General features: G+C 46.8%; 22 protein-coding genes. 10 read left to right on the top strand and 12 right to left on the bottom strand.

The annotated features are described in order from the left end of the window. Positions 1 to 26: 26 nt before the first annotated feature. The 4 genes from RIH33_RS16770 (at position 27) to RIH33_RS16755 (ending at position 4,337) form a co-directional block, all read left to right on the top strand. Positions 27 to 833, top strand: a complete 807-nt coding sequence (locus tag RIH33_RS16770) for a hypothetical protein (RefSeq protein WP_406655042.1) — start codon at positions 27 to 29, stop codon at positions 831 to 833. Then, a complete protein-coding gene (locus RIH33_RS16765) occupies positions 830 to 2,881 on the top strand; it encodes a ComEA family DNA-binding protein (protein ID WP_406655041.1) in 2,052 nt (683 codons plus the stop codon). Before RIH33_RS16770 ends, RIH33_RS16765 begins: the two co-directional genes overlap by 4 nt. 129 nt (positions 2,882 to 3,010) lie before the next feature. Beyond that, the gene (locus tag RIH33_RS16760; RefSeq protein WP_406655040.1) at positions 3,011 to 3,601 is read left to right on the top strand and encodes a nitroreductase family protein; all 591 of its coding nucleotides are present in this window, start codon (positions 3,011 to 3,013) and stop codon (positions 3,599 to 3,601) included. Positions 3,602 to 3,617: 16 nt separating this feature from the next. Continuing rightward, positions 3,618 to 4,337 carry a pirin family protein gene (locus RIH33_RS16755; RefSeq protein ID WP_406655039.1) on the top strand — a complete coding sequence of 240 codons (720 nt, stop codon included), beginning with the start codon at positions 3,618 to 3,620 and terminating at the stop codon, positions 4,335 to 4,337. 87 nt (positions 4,338 to 4,424) lie between these two features. Here RIH33_RS16755 and leuB read toward each other — a convergent pair whose 3' ends face one another. From leuB to azu, 6 genes are all read right to left on the bottom strand, one after another. Then, positions 4,425 to 5,483, bottom strand: coding sequence for a 3-isopropylmalate dehydrogenase (leuB, locus tag RIH33_RS16750; protein WP_406655038.1), 1,059 nt, complete (start codon positions 5,481 to 5,483; stop codon positions 4,425 to 4,427). Between the two features lie 6 nt (positions 5,484 to 5,489). Continuing rightward, positions 5,490 to 7,004 carry an alpha-isopropylmalate synthase regulatory domain-containing protein gene (locus RIH33_RS16745; RefSeq protein ID WP_406655037.1) on the bottom strand — a complete coding sequence of 505 codons (1,515 nt, stop codon included), beginning with the start codon at positions 7,002 to 7,004 and terminating at the stop codon, positions 5,490 to 5,492. Between the two features lie 54 nt (positions 7,005 to 7,058). After that, positions 7,059 to 7,655 carry a 3-isopropylmalate dehydratase small subunit gene (gene leuD, locus RIH33_RS16740; protein WP_406655036.1) on the bottom strand — a complete coding sequence of 199 codons (597 nt, stop codon included), beginning with the start codon at positions 7,653 to 7,655 and terminating at the stop codon, positions 7,059 to 7,061. A 42-nt stretch (positions 7,656 to 7,697) separates the two neighbouring features. Then, positions 7,698 to 8,045, bottom strand: a complete 348-nt coding sequence (locus RIH33_RS16735; protein WP_406655035.1) for a four helix bundle protein — start codon at positions 8,043 to 8,045, stop codon at positions 7,698 to 7,700. Positions 8,046 to 8,079: 34 nt separating this feature from the next. Next, positions 8,080 to 9,489, bottom strand: coding sequence for a 3-isopropylmalate dehydratase large subunit (leuC, locus tag RIH33_RS16730; RefSeq protein WP_406655034.1), 1,410 nt, complete (start codon positions 9,487 to 9,489; stop codon positions 8,080 to 8,082). Between the two features lie 283 nt (positions 9,490 to 9,772). After that, the gene (gene azu, locus RIH33_RS16725) at positions 9,773 to 10,291 is read right to left on the bottom strand and encodes an azurin (protein ID WP_406655033.1); all 519 of its coding nucleotides are present in this window, start codon (positions 10,289 to 10,291) and stop codon (positions 9,773 to 9,775) included. 201 nt (positions 10,292 to 10,492) lie between these two features. Between azu and RIH33_RS16720 the strand changes: the two genes are divergently transcribed. Beyond that, complete coding sequence (locus tag RIH33_RS16720; RefSeq protein WP_406655032.1) at positions 10,493 to 12,757, top strand: TonB-dependent receptor domain-containing protein; 2,265 nt, start codon at positions 10,493 to 10,495, stop codon at positions 12,755 to 12,757. Between the two features lie 3 nt (positions 12,758 to 12,760). Here RIH33_RS16720 and RIH33_RS16715 read toward each other — a convergent pair whose 3' ends face one another. From RIH33_RS16715 to RIH33_RS16695, 5 genes are read right to left on the bottom strand one after another with little or no spacing between them, the layout of a single operon-like run. After that, positions 12,761 to 13,612 (bottom strand): SDR family oxidoreductase, encoded by an 852-nt coding sequence (locus RIH33_RS16715; RefSeq protein WP_406655031.1) that lies wholly within the window; start codon positions 13,610 to 13,612, stop codon positions 12,761 to 12,763. Continuing rightward, positions 13,612 to 14,301: a hypothetical protein gene (locus RIH33_RS16710; protein WP_406655030.1), complete on the bottom strand. Its 690-nt coding sequence runs from the start codon at positions 14,299 to 14,301 to the stop codon at positions 13,612 to 13,614. Before RIH33_RS16710 ends, RIH33_RS16715 begins: the two co-directional genes overlap by 1 nt. Before the next feature lie 6 nt (positions 14,302 to 14,307). Further along, the gene (locus tag RIH33_RS16705; protein ID WP_406655029.1) at positions 14,308 to 14,703 is read right to left on the bottom strand and encodes an acyl-CoA thioesterase; all 396 of its coding nucleotides are present in this window, start codon (positions 14,701 to 14,703) and stop codon (positions 14,308 to 14,310) included. A gap of 54 nt (positions 14,704 to 14,757) precedes the next feature. Continuing rightward, on the bottom strand, positions 14,758 to 16,113 hold the full coding sequence (locus RIH33_RS16700) for a sensor histidine kinase (RefSeq protein WP_406655028.1): 1,356 nt from the start codon (positions 16,111 to 16,113) through the stop codon (positions 14,758 to 14,760). A gap of 27 nt (positions 16,114 to 16,140) precedes the next feature. Beyond that, positions 16,141 to 17,505: a sigma-54-dependent transcriptional regulator gene (locus RIH33_RS16695; protein WP_406655027.1), complete on the bottom strand. Its 1,365-nt coding sequence runs from the start codon at positions 17,503 to 17,505 to the stop codon at positions 16,141 to 16,143. Between the two features lie 185 nt (positions 17,506 to 17,690). Between RIH33_RS16695 and RIH33_RS16690 the strand changes: the two genes are divergently transcribed. After that, the gene (locus tag RIH33_RS16690; protein ID WP_406655026.1) at positions 17,691 to 20,099 is read left to right on the top strand and encodes an ABC transporter permease; all 2,409 of its coding nucleotides are present in this window, start codon (positions 17,691 to 17,693) and stop codon (positions 20,097 to 20,099) included. A gap of 19 nt (positions 20,100 to 20,118) precedes the next feature. Here the strand turns inward: RIH33_RS16690 and RIH33_RS16685 are convergent, their stop codons facing one another. Further along, on the bottom strand, positions 20,119 to 20,490 hold the full coding sequence (locus RIH33_RS16685; protein ID WP_406655025.1) for a hypothetical protein: 372 nt from the start codon (positions 20,488 to 20,490) through the stop codon (positions 20,119 to 20,121). Between the two features lie 737 nt (positions 20,491 to 21,227). Here RIH33_RS16685 and RIH33_RS16680 point away from each other — a divergent pair. From RIH33_RS16680 to fabF, 4 genes are all read left to right on the top strand, one after another. Beyond that, a complete protein-coding gene (locus tag RIH33_RS16680; protein WP_406655024.1) occupies positions 21,228 to 21,566 on the top strand; it encodes a single-stranded DNA-binding protein in 339 nt (112 codons plus the stop codon). A gap of 229 nt (positions 21,567 to 21,795) precedes the next feature. Then, entirely contained in the window at positions 21,796 to 22,260 is a 465-nt protein-coding gene (locus RIH33_RS16675; RefSeq protein WP_406655023.1) for a hypothetical protein, read from the top strand. Positions 22,261 to 22,348: 88 nt separating this feature from the next. Beyond that, positions 22,349 to 22,897, top strand: a complete 549-nt coding sequence (locus RIH33_RS16670) for a TetR/AcrR family transcriptional regulator (RefSeq protein ID WP_406655022.1) — start codon at positions 22,349 to 22,351, stop codon at positions 22,895 to 22,897. A gap of 49 nt (positions 22,898 to 22,946) precedes the next feature. Continuing rightward, complete coding sequence (fabF, locus tag RIH33_RS16665) at positions 22,947 to 24,191, top strand: beta-ketoacyl-ACP synthase II (RefSeq protein WP_406655021.1); 1,245 nt, start codon at positions 22,947 to 22,949, stop codon at positions 24,189 to 24,191. Positions 24,192 to 24,232 lie beyond the last annotated feature (41 nt).

Below are 24,232 nucleotides of genomic sequence, written 5' to 3'. Positions count from 1 at the left end.
ATAAGTGGAATAACCTACTTTGCAATATGCGTTGGATAATGCTCTTTCTTCTGCTGACACCCTGGCTGCTCTCTGCTCAGGATGGAAACTACGCTCTAGGTGCCAGAAATGGCGCCATGGCCGGTACTTCCCTCACCTTCACCGATGGGTGGGCTACTTTCAATAACCCAGGAGCTTTGGGTGGTCTGGATGCCTCCACGGCCATGATCACCTATCAAAACAGATATAATATAGAGGGCTTCCATGTCCTTGGAGGTGGACTCGTTTACCATCATTCACTGTTTAATACTGCCCTGAAGTATTATAAGTTCGGGGATGACCTTTTTAATCAACAGGTAATCGGACTGGTGGTTGCCAACAGGATTCAGATGGTCAGTCTGGGCGCTGGCATAAACATTATACAAACGCATGCAGAAGGGCTCAGTACCCGGCGCGTGGCAGCGCTTGAAATGGGTGGTACGGCGGAAATCACCAGGCAAATCATCTTCGGAGCCCACATCTTCAATTTCAAGCATGGATCAATGCACCCCACCACGATGAAAGCAGGGCTCTCCTTTCGGCCGAAAGATTTTCTGATGATCAATACCGAAGTGGAAAAGCAACTGAATAGTCGGGAGAAAATAAAAGCCGGGCTTGAATATGCCATTATTAAAAACGTACTTATCCGAACCGGTCTGAACGTACAGCCAAATGACCTCAACAGCGCCCAGGTGCGAGCCACCTTCGGTTTTGGGTTTCAACCCAAAAATTTCCTGTTTGACTATGCTTTCTCCAATGAAAATCTGGGAGCCATACACGAAATATCCTTGGCCTATCAACTCAAAAAACCTTGAAAGCAGCACTCATCATAGGTATGGTAGGGCTCGTGCTGTTTGCTCAGGCTCAGGTAAGGTCTGAAATTGATCTGGAGGATTTTGCAGAGCGGCGCTTTCAGATACAGGATGATGACATCAATTATGAAGACCTGTATGAATCGCTCCTCCTCTACTATACCAATCCTATTAACCTGAATAAGGCCACCAGAGCAGACCTGGCTTCACTGTCAATCCTAAGTCCTATCCAACTCAACGCATTTTTCAATTACATGAACAAGCGAGGTAAGCTGCTCTCGCTCTATGAACTGCAGGCCATCCCTGAGTTCGACATGGCTACTATCAGGGATCTGCTGCCCTTTGTGACAGTGACCGAAACAGCCGACGGAAGGCCACTGGCTCAGCGGATACTTACGGAAGAAAATAACTACCTGCTCCTGAGGTATAGCCGTACCCTCGAAACAGAAGAAGGATACCAACGGGAGGATGGCTCCGGGTATCAGGGCGATCAAAACACCCTCTATGGAAGATTTCGAGTGAGCCACCCTGACGATTTCAGTCTGGGTGTCACCTTCGAAAAAGATGCCGGTGAAGCATTTCAGATCGATTCTGATCAAAAGCAGTATGGGTTTGATTTCTATTCGTTTCATTTTCTCCTGGAAAACAAAGGCCGGATGAAAACACTGGCAATCGGAGACTACCAGATGCAGTTTGGCCAGGGGCTTGTCCTTGGATCAGGATTTGGGGCTGGCAAAGGTGCCGAGACGGTTAATACCATCAAACGAAGCACCGTGGGAATCAGACCTTATTCTTCAGTGCTGGAATCAGGCTATTTCAGAGGAGCAGCCGCCACCCTTTCATTTGGACAGCTGGAGGCAACCGTATTTGGATCTACCCTTATGCAAGATGGGAACCTGCGCAACGACAGCAGCTATTCCAACTTTGAAGAATTTGTAAACAGCATCCAGGCCACCGGGCTTCACCGTACTGAAACAGAGCTTGGTGGCAAAAATACCTTACGGGAAATCTCCACAGGATTTGCGCTTGATTACTCCATGGGGCCTGGGCTGAGTATCGGAGCCACGGGTCTTATGTCTATCTTCTCCAGGCCTTTGCAAAAGAAGCCCAACAACTACAATCAGTATGAATTTGCAGGAGATCAAAACCTCATCGGAAGCCTGTACGCCAGCTACAACTGGCAGAATTTCATCTTTTTCAGCGAAGTGGCCCGATCACAATCAGGCGGTGTTGGGGCAGTGGGTGGGCTGCTCGCCTCACTCACCCCAAAGCTCGATTTCAGCTGGATGGTAAGAAATTATGATAAAAACTACCACTCTTTCTATGGCAATGCTTTTAGCGAAAGCTCCAGAAACATCAATGAAACCGGCGTGTACTGGGGACTCATGTACAAACCTTCACGAAAGTATCAACTGTCTGCCTATTTTGACAAGTTCTCCTTCCCCTGGTTACGATTCAGAGTGAACGCCCCCTCCGAGGGATTTGAATACCTTGGCAGGTTTACCTACAAGCCTTCCCGCTCAGTACAGATGTACGCACAGTTTCGTCAGGAAAATAAGGAACTCTCCGTATCATCTGAAGATGGCAACCTGAGCCAGCTTACGGAGACCATCAAACAGAGTTATATTTTCAATGTAGACTATGCCTTAGGACGAACTTTTAGCTTCAAATCTCGGGTACAGGGATCTAATTATGAGGAAGCTAAAACCAAAACTCACGGAATTGCCCTCGTACAGGATATAAACCTCACCTTTTGGAAAATGAAACTCTCCAGCCGGTTTGCACTGTTCGAAACAGAAGACTTTAATAACCGCCAATACCTCTACGAGCGCAACGTGCTTTATGCCTTCAGCATACCGGCCTACAATGGTACCGGATTCAGATCCTACTTACTGCTGCAGTATACAGCCAGCAAATCACTTAGCTTCTGGGCGCGCTACGCCCGATTTGAGTACCCCGATGAAGACTCAGTAGGCTCAGGTCTGCAGGCAGTGGCCGGCAGCACCAGATCCGAACTAAGGGTGATGGTCAGGTATAAGTTCCGGGATTGATCGACGATAGGCTTCAGAAATGACTCTCTGAATGCCTAAAAGGAGGAATATCTACTTAATTACATTTATATGTAACTACATATAATGTATGCTCGTACAAATAACTAGTTACATTAAAAATTTTGCATCATGATACTAGAAGCTAAAGAAGCCAAAACACAATACCATATATTAAAGGAAATCAAGGACCGATGGAGCCCCAGGGCGTTTGCACCGAAGCCAGTGGATACTGAGACGCTCAACACATTGTTTGAAGCCATGCGTTGGGCATCATCGAGCATGAATGAACAACCCTGGCGCGTGATCTACGCTCACAAAGGTGAAGAAGCACATGCAAAAATTGTAGAAACCCTGATGCCTGGCAACCAGGTTTGGGCCGAACAAGCCCCGGTCCTCATGATAAACCTTGTTAAAAAGACCTACACTCGCAACGGATCGCCCAATAAGTCAGCCCATCACGATTTAGGATTGGCCATTGGTAACCTTGCACTGCAGGCCACCGCAGAGGGCATTGGGCTGCACCAAATGGGGGGATTTCATAAGGCACAGGTAGAAGAACTTTTTGAGCTGCCTGAGGATTTTGAAGCTGTAACGATCATAGCACTGGGCTATTTCGGTGACCCTGATCAGCTGCCAGAAGCGCTTAGAGACAGAGAATTGGAAGAAAGAAACAGAATGCCCATCGATGAATTTGTTCATCACGGACAATTTTTAAGTTAAAAAAGAAAGGAAAACGATGAATACCATTAAACACGCCTCTGAAAGCAGAGGTACCGCCAACTTCGGCTGGCTACAAAGCAGACACACCTTTAGCTTTGGGAGGTATTACAATCCGGAGCGTGTGAACTTTGGGGCACTTAGAGTGCTGAACGACGATATCGTATCGGCAGGAATGGGTTTTGGAGCCCACCCCCACGACAACATGGAAATCGTGTCGATTCCACTTTCGGGTGACCTGGAGCATAAAGACAGCACCGGAAATACGGAGGTGATCAAAACAGGAGATGTGCAGATCATGAGCGCCGGGTACGGACTCACTCACTCTGAATACAATCACTCCAAGTCAGATGAAGTTAATTTTCTTCAGATTTGGGTATTGCCCAAAGAACGGGACATAGAGCCACGCTATCAGCAGATCACTTTTGCGCCTGAAGGCCGCAAGAATCAATGGCAAACAGTAGTGGCTCCTGACAATGATCAGGCCCTCTGGATCAACCAGGACAGTTGGTTTTCCCTGGCTGATTTGGATGCCACAAAGAAGCTGAGCTATGACCTAAAGAAAGAAGGTAACGGAGTTTATACCTTTGTGATAGAAGGGGAAGTAACCGTGAATGGCGAACAGCTGAAGAAGCGTGATGCCATGGGAATCACTGACTCGGAAAAAATAACCTTCTCGGCATCCAATGATGCCAGACTGCTCCTGATAGAGGTACCGATGATTAAGAGTCCATTCTAATAAATATGACTTTGAACATTAAGCAAAAAGCCCGGACCAGATGGCCCGGGCTTTTTCTTTTTAAAGTGATCTTAATTCCGATATCCGTTACTTCTTCACCTGAGCAGCAATCCAGTCCCCTACCTCTGAAGTAGACTTAGCTGCTTCTTTGGAAATGTCCTCAGTCACAAAATTGGCCTCCAAAGAAGCATTAACAGCATCTCTTACCGCCTGTCCTTCCTCCAGCAGATTCAGCGCATCGAGCAGCATAGCTGCGGAGAGTATGGTCGCAACAGGGTTAGCAATGTTCTTGCCAGCTGCCTGAGGGTATGACCCATGTATAGGCTCAAACACGGACGTATGCAACCCTACAGATGCCGAAGGTAATAAGCCCAGAGATCCAGTGATCACGCTGGCCTCATCCGAAAGGATGTCTCCAAACATGTTCTCGGTCACCATCACATCAAATTTCTTTGGCCATTGAATGAGCTGCATGGCTGCATTGTCCACAAACATGTAATCAGTCTCTATCTCAGGGTAGTCTTTCTCCATTTTCTGTGCTATCTCCCTCCACAAACGAGAAGTACAAAGTACATTGGCCTTATCCACCACGGTCAGTCGCTTGTTTCTTTTTCCGGCATACTCATAGGCCAGCTTCAGGATGCGCTCTATTTCTTCTGTGGTGTATACACAATTATCAAATGCAGAAGTAAGATCCTCTGACCTTCCTTTGTCCCCAAAGTAAATGCCTCCTGTCAGCTCTCTAACCACCACAAAATCAGCACCTTCTACCCTGTCATTTTTCAACGGACTCTTATCGATCAAAGAAGGAAATGTAGCCACCGGACGGATGTTGGCGTATAGCCCAAGTTTCTTTCTCATTTTCAGCAGTCCCTGCTCGGGACGTACTTTTGCTTTAGGATCATTGTCGTACTTAGGATCGCCAATAGCTCCAAAAAGCACCGCATCAGCATTCATACAGATCTCATGCGTAGAGTCGGGATAAGGTTCTCCTACCAGGTCAATAGCTGAAGCCCCTGTGGGTGCAAATTCAAAGTCGAAAGCATGGCCATATTTTTCGCCCACAACTTTCATTACTTTGATAGCCTGATCTACAATTTCCGGCCCTATGCCGTCTCCCGGAAGGGTTGCAATTTTAAAGTTCATTGATCCTCAATTATGATTTTTAATAATATTTAGCATTTTCACTGTTGCCTTAATAGCGGCAACTGTCTGGTCAGGGTCTAGTCCCCTGGTCTTAAAAGTCTTTCCATTGGCCCAGGTAATGGTGGTGATCACAAGGGCATCGGTCTCCCCTCCGGGCGGTATCTGCACTTCATAGTCCACGAGTCGGGGAAGTGACTCCCCTAAGTCCTTATAGATTCGCTTAAGCGAATTCATGAATGCATCATACTGACCATCACCTGAAGCAGTCTTTTCGAAGGTTTTGCCTCCTATTTCTATACAAAGCGTAGCCACAGACCTCAGCCCCTGAGCCACCGAAAGTGAGTAGTTTTTGATCTGCACATGCTGCTCAATCTTTTCACTTCTGAGTACATCATTGATGATAAATGGAAGGTCTTCTTTGGTAATCGCCTCCTTCTTATCCCCCAACTCTATGATTTTCTCGGTGATCTTTTTGGTTTCTTCTTTACTCAGCTCTATTCCGAGCTCCTCCAGGTTCTTCTTGATATTGGCCTTGCCAGACATCTTGCCCAGTGCGTAAGAGTAATGTCTACCAAAGCGTTCAGGGTTCAGGCTGTTGTGATACAAATTATCCTTGCTGTCCCCATCGGCGTGTATTCCACTGGTCTGTGTAAACACAAACTCTCCTACCAACGGCTTGTTGGCCGGGATACGGATACCTGAAAACGACTCAACAATCTTGGATACCTTGTAAAGTTTCGTTTCATCGATGTTCATCTCTCCATGGAGATGATCCTTCACTATGCCGATTACACTGGACAAGGGCACATTACCTGCTCGTTCACCAAGACCGTTCAGAGTGGTATGAATGCCGGTGATCCCTGCCTCCAACGCCGAATACACGTTGGCGGTGGAGAGGTCATAGTCGTTATGAGCGTGGAAATCGAATCGCGCCTGAGGAAATTTGGCAGTCATCTGACCACAAAAATCAGCTGATTCTTTGTGATTAAGAATTCCGAGGGTATCCGGTAACATAATACGGCTTACAGGCAGCTTCAATAGCCCCTCCACCATCTGATCCACATAATCAGGAGAGGTCCGCATTCCGTTAGACCAGTCCTCCAGGTATACATTCACCGTCAGTCCCTGCTCGTGGGCATAACCTATCGTCTGAGCAATGTCCGCCAGGTGTTCTTCTACTGTTTTTCTAAGTTGGCTTTCACAGTGCTTGCGGGAGCCTTTGCAAAGCAAATTGATGACCTTCCCGCCAGATTCTTTGATCCAGTCCACAGAGATGGTGTGATCCACAAAACCCAAAATCTCAATGCGATCCAGGTAGCCATTTTGTGCCGCCCAGTTGAGTATTTTCTTTGCGCCTTTAAATTCTCCTTCTGAAACCCTCGCAGAAGCCACCTCCAGACGGTCCACCCGCAATTCCTCCAATAGAAGCTGCGCGATGGTCAGCTTCTCACTGTCGGTAAAGGACACCCCAGAGGTCTGCTCACCATCCCTTAATGTTGTATCGAGAATTTCTACTTTCAAAATTGTATTGATTAGAGACCAAGGTACTTCAAAGCTCCCTCGTCCATGCGAAATTTATAGGGGCAGCTTCTCAGCAAAGGATTTGATTTCATCCTTCATGCTCTGGAGATAATCAATATCATCGAATCCGTTGAGCATATTTCCTTTTTTGTAGCTGTTGATATCGAAGCTCTCCTGCTCACCGGTGGCTACGATGGTCACGGTTTGTTCGGGAAGACTCACTTCAAATTCGGCGTTTGGATCAGCCTCAATGGCCTTGAATATTTTATCCAAAAACGCGGCGCTCACCTGTGCAGGAAGCACCCCAATATTGAGGCAGTTATTCTTGAAAATATCGGCGAAAAAGCTGGAAATCACGCACCTGAAGCCATAGTCGTAAACTGCCCAGGCGGCATGCTCTCGTGAAGAGCCCGACCCGAAGTTTTTCCCTCCCACCAATATCTTGCCTCCATAAAGAGGGTTGTTGAGGATAAAATCCTGCTTGGGTGTGTTATCTGAGTTATACCTCCAGTCACGAAACAGGTTATCACCAAATCCATCACGAGTAGTGGCTTTCAAAAACCTCGCTGGAATGATCTGATCCGTATCCACATTTTCAATCGGCAAGGGAACCGCCGTAGTCTTTAATATTTCAAATTTGTCGTATGCCATGCTTTAAAAAGCTAGGCGTTTAACGCTTTGCGCCAAACGCAGTTAAATTTTATTTATTAGGTTATTCAAACTTCTTTTCACTCTATTCACCTTATCGAATAACAGGTCAAATTGCTCCACATTGAGTAACTCCAGATCCCTGGAAAGGATTAAAAAGTACTCTAACTCTGCCGCTGACCCCCGGGAAATTACGAGAAATCGCTTAAAATCGGCATCAGATTCCCTTCCACAACCCTCAGCTATATTAGAAGGTATTGAGTATGAAGCCCTTCTCATCTGGCTAATAAGACCAAACTTTTCGGCATCTGGAAAACTCTCGGTAGACTTATATATTTCAAGAGTCAATTCGTGACCGAACTCCCAAACATTATATTTTCTATACTCCCTCATACCGATTTGCGCCTAAGCGGTCAGCGCCAGGCGCTCATGCGTATTCCTCCTCCATCAACTCTCTTGGGTCTGTCACTACGCCGGTAACGGCACTGGCAGCAGCCACCAATGGACTGGCCAAAAGGGTTCTCGATCCGGGTCCCTGTCTTCCTTCAAAATTTCTATTGGAAGTACTAACGGCCAGCTTTCCGGCAGGCACTTTATCGTCATTCATAGCCAGACATGCGGAACACCCCGGCTCCCGTAATGAAAATCCGGCCTCCTCAATAATTGCTAATAATCCTTCTTCTTTGATAGCAGCTTCTACTTTGTGCGAACCTGGAACCAACCAAGCCGTCACATGATCTGCTTTCTTTCTGCCTTTCACCAAAGAAGCAAATGCCCTAAAGTCTTCAATACGCCCGTTGGTGCAACTGCCCACAAAGACATAATCAATCTTTTTGCCCATCATGGACTCCCCTTCGTTGAAGCCCATGTAGCTCAATGATTTCTTGTAGGTGGATACTCCGCCCTCCAACGACTCAGCTACAGGAATATGATTGCTGATGCCCATGCCCATACCCGGGTTGGTACCGTAAGTAATCATCGGCTCTATTTTGGAACCATCAAAGGTCAGCTCCTTATCAAACACCGCATCTGCATCTGTTTTCAATGTTTCCCAGTACTCCATCGCACGGTCCCAGTCAGCACCTTGTGGAGTAAACTCACGACCCTTGATGTACTCAAATGTCTTCTCATCCGGAGCGATCATTCCTCCGCGTGCGCCCATCTCGATGCTCAGGTTACAAACGGTCATACGACCTTCCATGGTCATATTTTCAAACACCTCTCCTGCATACTCCACGAAATAGCCCGTGGCACCCGAAGTGGTCAGTTGGGAAATGATGAACAACGCCACATCCTTTGGGGTCACTCCATACTGCAGCTGACCGGTGATGTTGATGCGCATTTTCTTAGGCTTTGGCTGCATGATACACTGAGTGGCCAAAACCATTTCTACTTCTGAGGTACCAATTCCAAAGGCAATGGCCCCAAAAGCACCATGGGTAGAAGTATGAGAGTCACCGCAAACAATGGTAGCTCCAGGCTGCGTAATGCCGTACTCAGGGCCTACCACGTGTACAATTCCATTTTTCTCATGACCCAAGCCCCAGTGAGAAATTCCATGCTCTTTCGCATTTTCTTCCAGGGCCTTGAGCTGATTGGCAGATAGTGGATCCTGTACTGGCAAATGTTGATTGATCGTAGGTGTGTTGTGATCGGCAGTGGCAAAAGTACGATTGGGATAGAGTACGCCCGATCCCCGATTTTTTAATCCCAGAAAAGCAACCGGACTGGTCACTTCATGAACCATATGTCTATCGATGAAAAATACGTCTGGTCCGCCCTCTATCTTCCGCACCACATGTGAATCCCAAACTTTATCAAACAGCGTCTTACCCATTTTTTATTTTGCGTTTATACAATTTCAATACTTAAAAATTCTAAAAAAGTCATTCAACTCTTTTAAAATAAGGTGGCAAAACTAAGGAATAGAATTGGGAAAAGCCTTTATAGAAGACCAACAAATTAGAAAATAAGTACGATGCCTAACATGGAAAGTGACAGGAAATCACTTAGGTTGCATAGGAATAAGGCAGAGGAACTGACATCAAAAGACCGTCTTCAAAAAAAGGTAAATCACCTCTCTTTCAAAACGGTCTTTCATTTGGAACTTTCTGAAAAGATTACCTGGGAGAAACTACAAAATCACCCTGCATCACGCCCCAGTGTCCGGGGAAACTGCAGATGAATTTGTAATAGCCTGCCTTAGGCGCCTGAAAGCTGATACTAACCTCCTCGCCGCCACCGATGATGGGTGTATTGGCAATCACCCACTCCAGTTTATCCTGTGGAATATACTCTGTCTTGGGCGCCGTGGTTGCGGCTGCTCCGAAAACTGCCGGGTCTGAGCCTGCTGCCAGAAGTACCCAGTTGTGGCCCATGGACTCCTTTGGCATCTTACCGGTGTGCTTAAAATTCAGGGTTACCACCTGTCCCTCGGTTACTTTCAGTTGGTCCGTGCTGAACTGCATGTTGTCATTGGCAGAAATCTCCAGTGTAACAGAATCCGCCACCACCTCTGCCGGTACTTCCGCCGCAGCGGTTTCTGTACTTTCAGCAGACTGTTTCTGAGCACCGCCACCACAGCCATAAACAAGTGCCGAACCTGCTAAAAGGCATACGTATAATCTAGATTTTTTCATGAATGTAATTTTGATTGTCTTAGCGGGAATAAAATAACAGCATTTAGCCCAGACCACCCAAATTTCAATCTCATATTCAGTCGACCGCTCACATTTTATGCAGCGATTGAATTCATTTATGACTTACCACTTAACTTTGGGAACCAGAAGGTGCTGTTTTTCGTCCTCTCTGAACCGCCTCGCCTGTTTCAAAACCAACTTATGAAATTACCTATCCTCCTCATTCTGCTTATTATCCTTTGCCATCCGGGCCATGCACAAACCACCCTACAGGGTCATGTGAAGGACGGTGCAAATGAGGAAGCGCTCATAGGAGCGCTCGTTAGTACAGGGGCTGATACTTCCGTCACCAATATGGACGGGAATTTCCAGTTGCCGGTGGCGGATTTTCCCATAACCCTTCAAATAAGTTATCTTGGTTACCAAACACTCACCATTCAGGTAAAAGAGGCTAAAGAAATCACGCTGGCTCTTGAGCCCTCCAGCCTTACGCTCAATGATGTCATCGTGACCAGTGGAAGTTTTTCAAGGAAAACACTCAACACCCCGGCGAGTATCCAGTCCATCAATCGGGAAATGCTCATACGCGATGACCCTTTCTCTGTGACCAACGCACTCAACCGAACTCCAGGGGTGTTCATGCATGTGGGCACGCTCACCACCAACAGAATCACCATCCGGGGCATTGGTTCCAGAAGCCTGTATGGGACCAATAAGATCAAGGCCTATTATGAAGACATCCCCCTCACGGATGGTTCCGGAAACTCCTCTATCGAGGACCTTGACCAGGAAATGATCAGCCGGATAGAAATCACAAAAGGGCCTAACTCCAGTGCGTACGGCGCCGGATTGGGAGGCGCTATCCGACTGCTGGCACCTACACCTCCGGTTCAGCAAACCAGCGCCAAAAGCAGCCTGACAATGGGTTCCTTTGATACCCGCAGATGGGTACTCCAAGGCTCACATCATGACAACAAAACCACGGTATCGGCAGTCTACTCCGACTTACATCGGCAGGGGTACAGAGAAAACAGTGAATACCACAGGCAACAAGCGGGAGTGACCTTCAAGTACCAGCTCACCCCACAGAGCTACATTGCTGCCCTGGGTATTTTTACTCATCTAAAAGCCTTCATTCCCAGCTCTATCAATGAAGATGATTTTAAAAACAACCCTGAAAAAGCAGCCTTCACCTGGAAACAGGCCAGGGGATTTGAAGCTTATGATAAAACACTTTTTGGCCTGACCTATTATCACGGGTTTAATCAGGATTGGAGCTTGAAATCCACAGTGTTTCTGAAAAATAGAGATGCCTATGAGCCCAGACCCTTTAACATTCTGGATGAAACCACCTTTACGATGGGCACCAGAAATACTTTAGCCAAGCGGTGGGCAAATATTCGGTTTTTCACCGGAATAGAGCTGTTTTTTGATGAATACAAATGGAAAACCTTCGAGAACAATTATGATGATAACAGCAATGGCAGCGTGAAGGGTAACCTCCTGTCGAGCAATCTGGAAAACAGAAGCTATTTCAATGCTTTCGCAGAAGCAGCCGCCACATTGGTACCAAACCTCAACACAACATTGGGGCTAAATTTGAATTTTACACATTATACGCTAGCTGATCAGTTCAATGAATCAGCCAATAACATCAGTGGGGATTATGCCTTCGACCCTGTGGTCTCTCCCAAACTAGGCCTGACCTATGCGACAGGCGCTCACCACACACTCTTTGCGAACTTAAGCCATGGCTTCTCTCCGCCGAGTCTTGAAGAGACCCTTTACCCCGATGGCCAAATCAATCCGGATATACTCCCGGAATCCGGCTGGAACTATGAATTAGGTATTCGAGGTACACAGCCCAGGTTTACTTACGACATTACTACCTACTATATGCAGATCAAAAATCTGCTGGTAGCACAACGTATAAGCGATGACGCCTATGTAGGCGTAAATGCGGGATTAAATAATCACTTTGGAGTAGATATTTTGAGTAACTATTATCTCCCCCTCTCAGACCGATACACCCTCAATGCTTTTACCAGTGTGGCCTATATGAATTACCATTTTGATGAATTTGTCAATGACGGAAATGACTACAGCGGCAATCAGCTAACTGGCGTACCGCAATGGATTATCAACCCGGGTGTAGAACTCCTTAGTGACCTGGGGTTTTATGGAAACCTTAGTGCGCAATTGGTTGGAGAGATTCCAGTAAACGATGAAAATTCACTTTATGCTGAGCGATATTTCATCCTCAGAGCCAAGGCTGGCTTCAGGCATGTCGTGGGGCCCTTGGAGCTGGATATAAATCTGGGTGCCAATAACCTCACCGACACCAACTACGCCGCTATGCTCCTAATCAATGCCACTGGTTTTGGTGGCAGTCAACCCCGATACTACTACCCGGGAAATCCAAGAAACTATTTCGGTGGTGTTTCGCTCAAATACACCTTCCGTTAATTTTCACCGCGTAATCTCAAGTTTCTTCGCCAGGTACCGATCCATCATTCTGGCAGGCAAAATCTTTGGAAGCCACCAATTTAAGAAGGGCTTAGCCACAATAGCGTACCTGGTTTTAGGGCGGGCTTTTCTGAAGATCTTGAGGATGTCATCAGCCAGTTTATTGGCTTCAAACCCGTGCTTAATACTTCCACGAATAAATCCCCTGGCGAAAATTTGCAGTGAGTTAGCGAAAGCAGTATCCTCATACAGGTTATCCATTCCCTTGTTCCAAATGGGTGTTTTGATAGCACCAGGACCCACCACTACCACTTCAATGCCATAATGCATGAGCTCACGGCGCATCACATTGGAAATACCCTCCAGGGCATGTTTGGAGCCGACATATGGCCCAAGAAAAGGCATAGCAATATGCCCGACTACCGAGCTGATGTTGATGATCCTGCCTGGTTTCCCTTTATGGTCTGCTCTCGCTCCCAATAGTGGCAAAAAAGCCTGAGTCACCTTCACTAAACCGATGACATTGACCTCAAATTGCTCACGCAAACGCTCAATGGAAATGTGCATCATCGGTCCACCCAGTGCTACTCCTGCATTGTTAATCAGGCAGGCTAACCCCTGATCTCCTAACGCTTCTGCCACAGTTATCGCCGCCCGGTCTATAGCCTCATGATCCGTGACATCAAAAATGAGGGGTGTGAAATGATCACCCAATGTCGCACTCATGCTGTCAGCATCCTTTGGTGTCCTCACACTACCAAACACCCGATACCCTGCAGCCAAAAAAACCTCACAGCATGCATACCCGATCCCTGTAGACACCCCTGTAATGAGTACATTTCCTGATTGATTCATTATTTAATGTTCTGAATTTCTAAATTGATCTGCACTGGCCCTATCACATGGCTGGTACCCAGCCACACTCCTTTGTACTGTTGCCAGTTGCCCCAGCTGGTCTCCAAACCTCCCAGCGGGATTTTCTGCACCCAGAGCTTCCACGCCACAGGCCGGGCATTTTCATCTAGTATCCAGAGGTAGGAATCGCCGGGTGTCACCCCTCCACTGGTATAGGTCACCAGCAGTGCCGGCCCCCGGTCCGTTTCTACAATTTTTCTTTCGGTACCCGGATCCTTCACTTTGAATGGAGCAATGAGCCAAAAGGAGTCATTCGCAAAAAAATCCCAAGCTGTATATAACGCTTTTTCCTTTTGGCTGCCGGATAATGCTTTGTTACCCAAAAATGCACTTCCATCCAATGTGCTGGTGCAAAACAGAACCCGCATGTCCTCCCATCGCACCTCTACCGTATCCTTCTGTATATACCAATCATATTCATGAGGTCCCCTGGGGTACCTCCAGCTAATCTGTTCGAGTTGCTGATATGCACTATCATTCAGGGCCAGAAGCATCCGGTCTGCCAGGGCCTCAGCGCGTGGGCCCGACTCTCCTTCAGGTAGCGGCTCATTCACCGTTGTCCAGGTAATAAGGAGAATGACTAATAAGCTCAGCATAAGAATCAGGCTAATTTTAACTGCTTTTTTCATCGTTGATTATGTTTTGAAAAACCACCTGGATACTTCATCGGTTACTCGTCTGGGGCGTTGAGTTATCGCATCCAGCATACACCACTCCGTTTTGGCATCGGCAATCAACTCCGTCCCTCTTTTGATTTCCACATGGCGAATACTTCTGGCTCCCCGAAAATCTCCCACATATGTTAACAGTGTGAGGTTATCATCGAGAACCGCCGGCTTGCGATACTGAATGAAATGACTCAAAACCACCCAAATGAACTGATCCTGAACGAGCTGGCTGGCCGCTGACCTCCAGTGATTTTCAGCTACCTGCTGTACCCACTTCAGATAAACCACATTGTTGACATGATGGAGTTCATCCAGATCTCCGACACTCACTTTTATTTCTTCACTGTACTGTATAGGAGTCATGAGAGAATTCAATCTGGTGTGTAAAGGAATCTCGTGAAAGATACTAGGTACTGGTCAAATCACCCAAAAACCAAGCTCAAATAGCGCACCGGATCCTGTAGACTTTACTCGCAGGTTTCCATTATGTGCACGCATGATCTGCCTGCTATAACTCAGGCCAATACCCGATCCTTCCTTCTTGGTAGTAAAAAACGGAATGAAAATCTGATCCATTATGTCCTCCTCGATCCCGGGGCCATTATCTACCACCTGCACCACCACTTCGGAGGCATGTTTGGCAATGATCAATTGGATTTGCCCATTTCTGGTACCGGCATCCGTGAGGGCTTCGGCCGCATTCTTCACCAGGTTGATCACCACCTGCTGAATCATTTCAGCGTCCAGCGAAAGAAGAAGGGCACCTTTCGGGAAATTGGTTTCCAACTTAATTCCGGCCTTATGGAGTGGCTTTTCCTGTAACCGAACCACCTCACGAACCAGCTCACACAGATCTACTTCCTGAAGTTCCGGCCTGGGCACCCGGGCCAGGTCTCCATAGCTGGCTACAAACTTCACCAATCCTTTGCTCCGCTTTTCTATGGTTTGTATGCTCACAATGAGATCCTCCTGATCCTCCGGAGAAAGATCCCCAAGTGCAGATGATTCAGTGCCATTTCCTTTGAGCATATCATTGATCACTTCCGCCAGAGTAGAAATTGGAATCACCGAGTTTTTGATTTCATGGGTCATCACCCGGATGAGTTTTTGCCAGGACTCCACTTCTTTTTGATCCAGTTCGGCATTGATGTTGTGAAAGGCAATGACCTTATTGCGGCGCCCCTGCAAAATGAGCTCCCTGGTCACAATGGAGAGATACATCAATTCGCCATTGATCTTCACTTTGACCAGGACCTTGTCTCCCGTTCTGAGTGACCGGATCGTATCTACCAGGGCAGAGTCCGCCCGCTGAAGCGAACCGAGCTTGGTAAAATACGGAATCCCAAAAAGCGCTTTGACTGATTGATTGACGAGCGTCACCTCCTCGTCATCCACCGTGTAGGCCATCAGTGGCACTCCGCTATGCTCCACCACGGTTTTCAGAAAGTGAAAATTGGACTCCTTCTCACTCCTCAATTTGATAAACTCCACAGTGATGACATTGAAAGCCCTGTGCAATTGGCTGGTGTGTCTGCGTGCAGAGGGGTAGGTATTGGTGAAATCGTTTTGACGAATCGCCATCAGAAAACCAGATAGCTCCCGATCAGACTTTTCCACAAAGCGGATCAGCGAAACAATGGTCACCACAAAAAAGAGAACCATCCAGGCACTCATCAACCAAAAGGGCGTCAGCATTCCAAAATAGTAAGCCGCCAGTCCAAAACCCACGGCTAAAACTACTCTGATAACTACATGGAGGCGAAAGGACTTCAATGCACGCACAGGTTTAAAATTGCCAATTCATATGCCGTATTTCTTCATTTTCCGATAGAGGGTGGTCCGGCCCATTCCCAGCTCATCTGCTGCTTTGCTCAGGTTGCCACCGTGTTTCTCAATGGCCCTGATCACCGTGCTTTTCTCCACATCCTCCACCCGAAGTGACTGGGCCTCTTTTACTTTCCCTTTCCTCTGCGGGAGGATATCCTCAGCTCCAATCACTGCTCCTTCTGACATGATTACGGCACGTTCTATGGCATGTTGTAATTCGCGGATATTCCCGGGCCAGGGATAGTTAGCCAGCTGCCGCTGTGTTCGTTCATCTATTTTTAAGCCTGATTTTTGATACTTCTCGCCATATTCCTTCAAAAAATAAAGACAAAGTAGACGAATGTCCGGCTTTCGTTCACGCAGGGGTGGTAGTTCAATTTCCACTGTGTTGATCCTGTAGAGCAAGTCCTGACGAAAGTGACCTTCCTCTACCAGCGCATAAAGGGGCTGGTTGGTGGCACTAATCACCCGTACATCAAAAGGAACAGCTTTGCTTGAGCCCACACGGGTCACTGAGCGGTTTTGCAACACTGAAAGCATCTTGGACTGCATAGAGATGCTCAGGTTGCCTATTTCATCCAGAAAAAGTGAGCCTCCATCGGCTATTTCAAATCTACCTGGCCGATCCTCTTTCGCATCTGTATAGGCTCCCTTCACGTGGCCAAACATTTCAGCCTCGAACAGGCTCTCCGGTAATGCCCCCAGATCTACCTTGATCAGGCCCTCATCACGGCGGAGGGACCGCCGGTGAATTTCACGTGCTATCAGTTCTTTTCCAGTGCCATTTTCACCCAGAATCAAAACAGAAGCATCCTTAGCAGCTACTTTATCTATCTGAGCAAGCACTGCGCGCATCGGCTCGCTTTCGGACACCAGCTGACCATAGCCAGCATCAATATCCTGGGTGAGTGCTGACTCTCGCCCTTTGAGTTTTTCTACATTTCTATTGGAAAGGGCAAGCTGATACACCGTATTGACCGTAGAAAGCAGTTTCTCTTTTTCCCAGGGCTTCACCAGAAAATCCACCGCGCCCAGTTTCATAGACTCTACAGCCAGCTGTATGTCACCATAAGCTGTATTCATTATGACATAGACATAGGGATTAATTTCCTTAATCTTCCTGAGCCAGAACAAGCCCTCATTGCCAGTGGTTGCGCCTGTCTTAAAGTTCATATCCAACAGGATAATGTCAACCGACTCCCTTCTGAGCAATGACTCCAGACGAAGCGGAGAACTCTCCGTAGTTACCTGCTCATAGTGCCCCTTCAGTACCAGTCTCGCTGTGTGCAGCACATCCGCGTCATCGTCTACAATCAATAGGTGTCCTTTTTGCTTCATCAGGGCTCAGATATGATCCCACGGTTATGGTCTCAGGTACAAAAGTGTTTCAATGTAAATCAATGAAATGTTTCAGTATGAAACAAGTCTCACAAATCAAAAAACCCACAAAATACTGACAATCAGCTATTTGAATTAATGGCACATCCATTGAAACAGGCCGGATAGGTTAAAAAAATAATCCCATGCTAAAAAACTACTTTGTCATCGCGCTGCGAAGCTTCAGAAAAAACAAAGCCTATTCTCTTCTGAATGTCCTTGGACTGGCCATCGGACTGGCCTGCTGCCTGTTTGTCTTTACCATCATCAGGTATGAAAACTCATTTGACAACTGGCACACGAAGAAGGACCGGATTTATCGGGTGGTCTCCCACTACCACGGGGACAACAGAATTTATTACTCCGGAATCCTCCCTTATCCCACGGGAGATGCCATTTTACGGGACCTGCCAGATTTCGAAAAGATCGTGCAGTTTCACGGGCCTGACGATGAAAAGATCTCCCTGATCGATGCCTCTGGCAACTTCCAGGTTTTCAGGCAATCTGGTATCCTATACACCGATGAGCACTTTTTTGAAGTCATGGATTTTGAAATACTCAAAGGAGCGCCCGGTAGTGCGCTCAAAGATCCCTATAAGGTATACCTCACCCAGGAAATGGCCACCAAATACTATGGTGATGAAGATCCGATAGGCAAAATGGTGAAACTCAATAATGACAAAGACCTGGAAGTGGTAGGTATTGTACAAACTCCGCCAAAAAACACCAATCTGCCTTTCAAAATGATCATTTCACTTCCCACCATGCGCCTGAGAATGCCTGATGCCTTCAGGGACAACTGGGGCATGACCTGGGCCTACTCATGCTATGCGCTGGCGCCAGAAAATGCCGACATTCCGTCCCTGGAAAGCAAACTGGATGTTGCCATGGATGCTTACGACAAGGACCTGGAAGACCGGGAAAAATCAAAAATGAAGCTACAGCCACTCTCTGAAATCCATAATGACGAGCGATACGGAGATGGTCAAAACTACGTCACCCCTTCCCTGATGATTTGGGCATTTATACTGTTAGGCGCACTGATCCTGGGTACCGCCTGCCTCAACTTTATCAACCTTTCCACGGCCCAGGCCATTCGCAGGGCCAAAGAGGTGGGGGTTCGTAAAGTGCTTGGCAGCCTTAAATCTCAGCTTTTTTGGCAGTTTATGATTGAAATACTGGTGATCGTATTAGTAGCCATGGTGATCGCACTCACCCTGGGGCAAATACTCATTTCGAAGTTCAACACCTTCCTGACAGAAATTGAGTACGACCTCTCCTATGGAAGTGATATTCTTTGGTTTGCAATACTCCTGGCTGTGATCGTAGCGTTTTTTGCCGGGCTTTACCCTGCCCTTATCCTCTCCGGATACAAACCCGTGGATGCCCTCAACCATAAGATCAACATCAGAAAAGGGAGTGGCAACATCAATCTGCGGAGGATTCTGGTGATTACTCAGTTTGCATTCACCAACCTCATGCTTATTTGTACTGTAATCATAGCCGCACAGATGGATTTCATGAAGTCCAAAGACCTGGGCTTCAACTTTGACCGGGTAGTCACCATCGATTTTCCTGACGGGGCCTATCTGAAAATGGATGCCATTGCCGGAGAATACCGATCCAAAAGCTACGTGGAAGATGTCAGCAAAAGCAGAACCACTCCCCTCTCTGGCAGCAACTGGAACAATTCTTACTTCATCAAAGGCGAAGAGTACATCGATGGCAACAATGCCAACATCAAACACGGAGACAAAAATTATCTTGACTTTTATGACATTGAGTTGTTATCTGGTAGAAATATTGCGGAGCAGCACATCAATGATTCAACTTATGACATCATAGTCAATGAAAAGCTACTGGCCACTCTGGGCTGGAAAACACATGAGGAGGCCCTGGGGCAATGGATCGACATGGGTTATATCGAGGGAAAGGTCATTGGGGTAATGGAGGATTACAACGTACGCCCACTACAATATGCTCTGAAACCCGCTATATTCATGTACAAATCAGATGAATTCAATCAGCTGGCTATGCGGCTTAAGTCTGAGCCCTCACCAGACGTGGTGGCTGATATAGAAGCCACTTTCAGACAGTTTTACCCCAGTGACCTTTTTGAGTTTGAAGTGCTCAGGGATGAGATTCAGGATCATTACGTACTGGAGAATATGCTCCATCAAATTATCAAATTCGTTTCCATACTTTCGATTCTTCTGGGCACGATGGGACTCTATGGACTGGTTTCGTTCATGACCAATAAAAACGCCAAAGACATAGGGGTAAGAAAGGTTTTCGGAGCTTCTGTATCAAGTATTCTGGGCATATTCGGAAGAGAATACACTAAGCTGATGCTCATTGCCTTTGTGGTGGCCGCCCCCCTGGCCTATTGGCTCATGGGTTTATGGATGGATGAATTCGCGTACCGGATTGACATCTCCTACGGCTATTTTGTCATTGCTTTTGGGATATCCTTTGTTATTGCTTTAGGAACAGTCGGCTACAGATCTTATCGTGCTGCAACGGCTAATCCAATCCAGTCGCTGAGGTATGAGTAACGGCTAAAAAACGGGAGCCTTAGCCCGTGGGCGAAGGCTCCCGTCTCACCAAAAGTATGAAATCATTGCTCAGGTGAAGGTAGCCCTGATCATAGCAAAACCGATATTCCTTTTGGTCTTTCGTCGTGTAGGTATTGGTACAATAGTCAAAGTCAAAACCAGCTTTCAGAAGTTTCTCCTTATGGGTTGTGGTCTTGCCATCAGGATTGAGTTGCAGCAGGATGTTATGGTTCTTTTTCAGACGCCGGTTGACCGTGCGAATGTACTTATCTCCACCCGCAAGGGACTTATTGTTGTAGGCGCTACGGCAGGCATCGGAACAGAATTTTTTATCCGACCTTCCGAACAACTCACGTCCGCATTCTATACAAACTTTACTTTCAGGATTCATACAGGGCTTCTTACCATTCTAAATTAATTATTCCCCGCATTATACGCAACCACCCTTGTTCATCTATGAAATATACCCATTCACCGAAACTATTTTGATTTTGCGGTCGTTTTTAGGTTAAATTCAATGTATAATTAACAACCAGTTATAAGATAAATCCAGCATCATGAGAAAGCCCAATCATCTCAATAATCTGAAAAACATATTGCATTATGCGTTCGATGACCTTATCCAGAGCCTCTGGAAGTTTATCGTAAGACGACAAAACAGGTTCCGATTATTCGAGCATTAATAGCGTTTAAAAGCCGTCACACGACGGCTTTTTTGTGAGCACCTCTCCATCTCCCTCATGGCTCATAAGGTGAGTTCCTGGACGAAATCTCAGACTTGTCCCTGATCTTTCATCTCTCATCATCTCTGTTCTTTCTGTGATTGATTTTCTTGCCTCTATTGACCAGTCTACCCGCTCTCTGTGCGGGCATACAGGTTGTCATTCCAGTTTCAATTTTGTCCCTTGAAGCTATCTTTCCGTACAATCACACATTTTTTTTGATTTTTCTTAAAATAAATAAGTTACTTATAATCAATAATATATCCGATTGTAACCGTTTATAATCGGCTGTAGTCGGTTACCACACGAATAACGCTTCCACCTCACTTCAACTTTGTCATCGTCAATCGACACAAGTCATCTGCCAATCAGAGACTTTCATGTTTAACACAAATTTTTTAACATCATGACAACTTTAAAAAACAGCGTACAATTAATCGGCAGATTAGGTAACGATCCTCAGGTAAGAACCTTTGATAGTGGCAAAAAAATGGCCACCTTCTCACTCGCCACCAACGAGACCTACCTCAATGCCAAAGGCGAGAAAGTAGAGGACACCCAGTGGCACAACATTGTGATCTGGGGCAAGAAGGCAGACATAGCCGAAAAATACCTCAAAAAAGGAAGCGAGGTAGGCGTACAGGGCAAGCTGATCAACAGGAGCTATGAAAGCAATGGCGAAAAGAAGTACATAACTGAAATCAGCCTGAATGAACTCCTGCTGATGGACAAAAAAGGAGCCTGATACTTTTTACTCCTCTAAGGCAAGGGCCACAAGCACGGAATCCAATCCGGCGCTTGTGGCCCTTCTTTTTTCTCTGTAACAGCACATTCACACCCCGTCCTGATATAAATGTCGTGAGGACTACATCATGAGCCATCAAACGAAACCGGTATTTTGGCTTTTACGTGCAAATCTCCTTGCAGCCCGGCAATCGGAATGCCTGGTGACTCTTTAAACTAAAATGACAGCCATGACAAATACCAAAACCATCGCATCGAGTTGGGATCCCAACAAAAACCTACTCATCACCCAACTGAGTGGTGAGGTGGATCAATCCGATATAGTCTACTGGGAGGAATCACTGCAAGACGCTTTGAGCCAGATAGACGACCACTCATTTTTCAAAATTTTTATCAACATTCATGGGTTCAAAGCCATCGATCTGGACGCTCATAAACGCTTCAGATCCATTATACCCCTCACCCTCGCACAGTACGGCTGGAAGGTTGGTTACGTGGACTTATTTGAGGATGAAGCCCGGCACATTACCTACACCCATACCAGAGGCATCCGGTGCCTGGCAGCGGCACATGCCCATCAGGATGAATCCAAGATAGCACGCTACGAAGCTGAATTTAGCAGGGATGCCGAGCATTTCTTTACCAATCCAACCGAAGCCAGGGAATGGATCGAAGCGTACATTCCTCAACGGTAAAGCGCTGATTTAGAACCGAAAGAAGTGAGTTGTCCTGATTCAGAATTTTGAATTTGCAATACTTACTAACTAGTAAGTATATTTGCGCATGGCTGATACCAAACAAGACATCCTCGACCTGGCAGAGTACCTCATAAGATCACGAGGGTATCATGCCTTTAGTTATAAAGACCTGTCAACCCCACTAAAGGTAAAAAATGCTGCCATTCATTATCACTTCCCTGCAAAAAAGGACCTGGGTGTGGCAGTGATCCGGAAGAACATCGAGGTTCTTCAGGATTGCTTTGCTAACTGGGAGGGACTTCCTGCGAGAGAGCAGTTGTTTAACTTTATTGAAATATATTCGCTCAATAGTCGGTCCAACCTCATCTGTTTCATGGGGGCTCTGGGTCCTGCTTATCAGAGTCTGCCCGAAGAAATGAGGGCTCAACTGACCGAAGCTGGGCTGCAGATCAGGAACTGGCTCAAATGGATTTTAAATAAGGGAATAGAGGAAAATGCATTTCATTTTAATGAAACCGTGGAAGAAAAAGCTGACGTCATCATTACATCACTATTGGCCTCACTTATTCTCAACAGAGTCACCGGGGATCAGGTCCTGGAAAACGTTGTGAGCCTGATCCGCCAAACCATCTAAATCATTTAATCACCTACTTACCCAACCAGGTAAGTGCAAATCACTTGATATGAAAAGAGTAGTTATAACCGGAATGGGCGCACTCACCCCCCTCGGTAATTCAGTTCAGGAATTTTGGGAAAATGCCATTCGCGGACAAAGCGGTGCGGATCAAATTACCAAATTCGACACCACCCACTTCAAGACCAAGTTTGCCTGTGAAGTCAAGAACTTTGCACCTGAAACTTATCTTGAAAAAAACGAAATTAAGCGAAGCGACCTCTTCACACAATATGCCATTTACGCAGCCACTGAGGCACTGCAGGACAGCGGGTTGGAAGTAGCCGCTATGTCCCCTTTCGACATAGGTGTGATCTGGGGAACCGGACAGGGCGGTATGCTTACTTTTGAAGAAGAAGTGGGTGACTATATCTCCAATGGCAGAAAGCCTCACTTCAGCCCCTTCTTTGTGCCAAAGCTCATTTCCAACATGGCCTCAGGAATGATCTCCCTCAAGTTTGGACTGATGGGCATCAACTACACCACGGTGTCCGCTTGTGCCACCTCAAACACCGCTATCATGGATGCCTACAACTACATTCGCATTGGCAAGGCCAAAGCCATCATTTCAGGTGGATCTGAATCTCCGGTGACTCAGTCATCCATCGGCGGATTCAACGCCATGCGAGCCATGTCTACCAATAACGACAATCCCAAAGAAGCCTCCCGGCCCTTTGATCAGGATCGGGAAGGTTTTGTAATGGGAGAAGGAGCCGGTGCATTGGTGTTGGAAGAGTACGAACATGCCAAGGCAAGAGGCGCGAAAATCTATGCAGAAATGGTGGGAGCCTCCATGACAGCTGATGCTTATCACATATCAGCTACGCATCCTGATGGACTGGGAGCAGCCAAAGCCATGGAACTGGCACTGGAAGAAGCAGGGCACCACGCGGATGATGTTGACTATCTGAATACCCACGCCACGTCCACCCCGGTGGGAGACATCAGTGAAATCAATGCAGTCAGAAAGGTATTCGGAGATGCACCGGAGCGGTTGAAGGTGAGTGCTACCAAATCCATGACAGGGCACCTGCTGGGAGCCGCCGGAGCCATTGAAGGAATCCTTTGTATTAAAGCGATTCAGGAGAGTGTGATCCCACCTACTATCAACACCAGCAAGATAGATGCGCAGATTCCGCAGAGTATCCAAATAGTGACCAAAGAGGCCATTCAGCAAAAAGTGAATTTGGCCATGAGCAATACCTTCGGATTCGGTGGACACAATGCCATTGTGATCTTCAAAAAAGTAAGCTGATAAAAAAAGGAGATTCAGGCAGGGCGCATTCGGCGCCCTGT

Origin of the sequence: Marinoscillum sp., from assembly GCF_040222955.1 — a bacterium.
Classification (GTDB): domain Bacteria; phylum Bacteroidota; class Bacteroidia; order Cytophagales; family Cyclobacteriaceae; genus Marinoscillum.
This window is presented reverse-complemented; position numbering and strand designations above follow the sequence as displayed.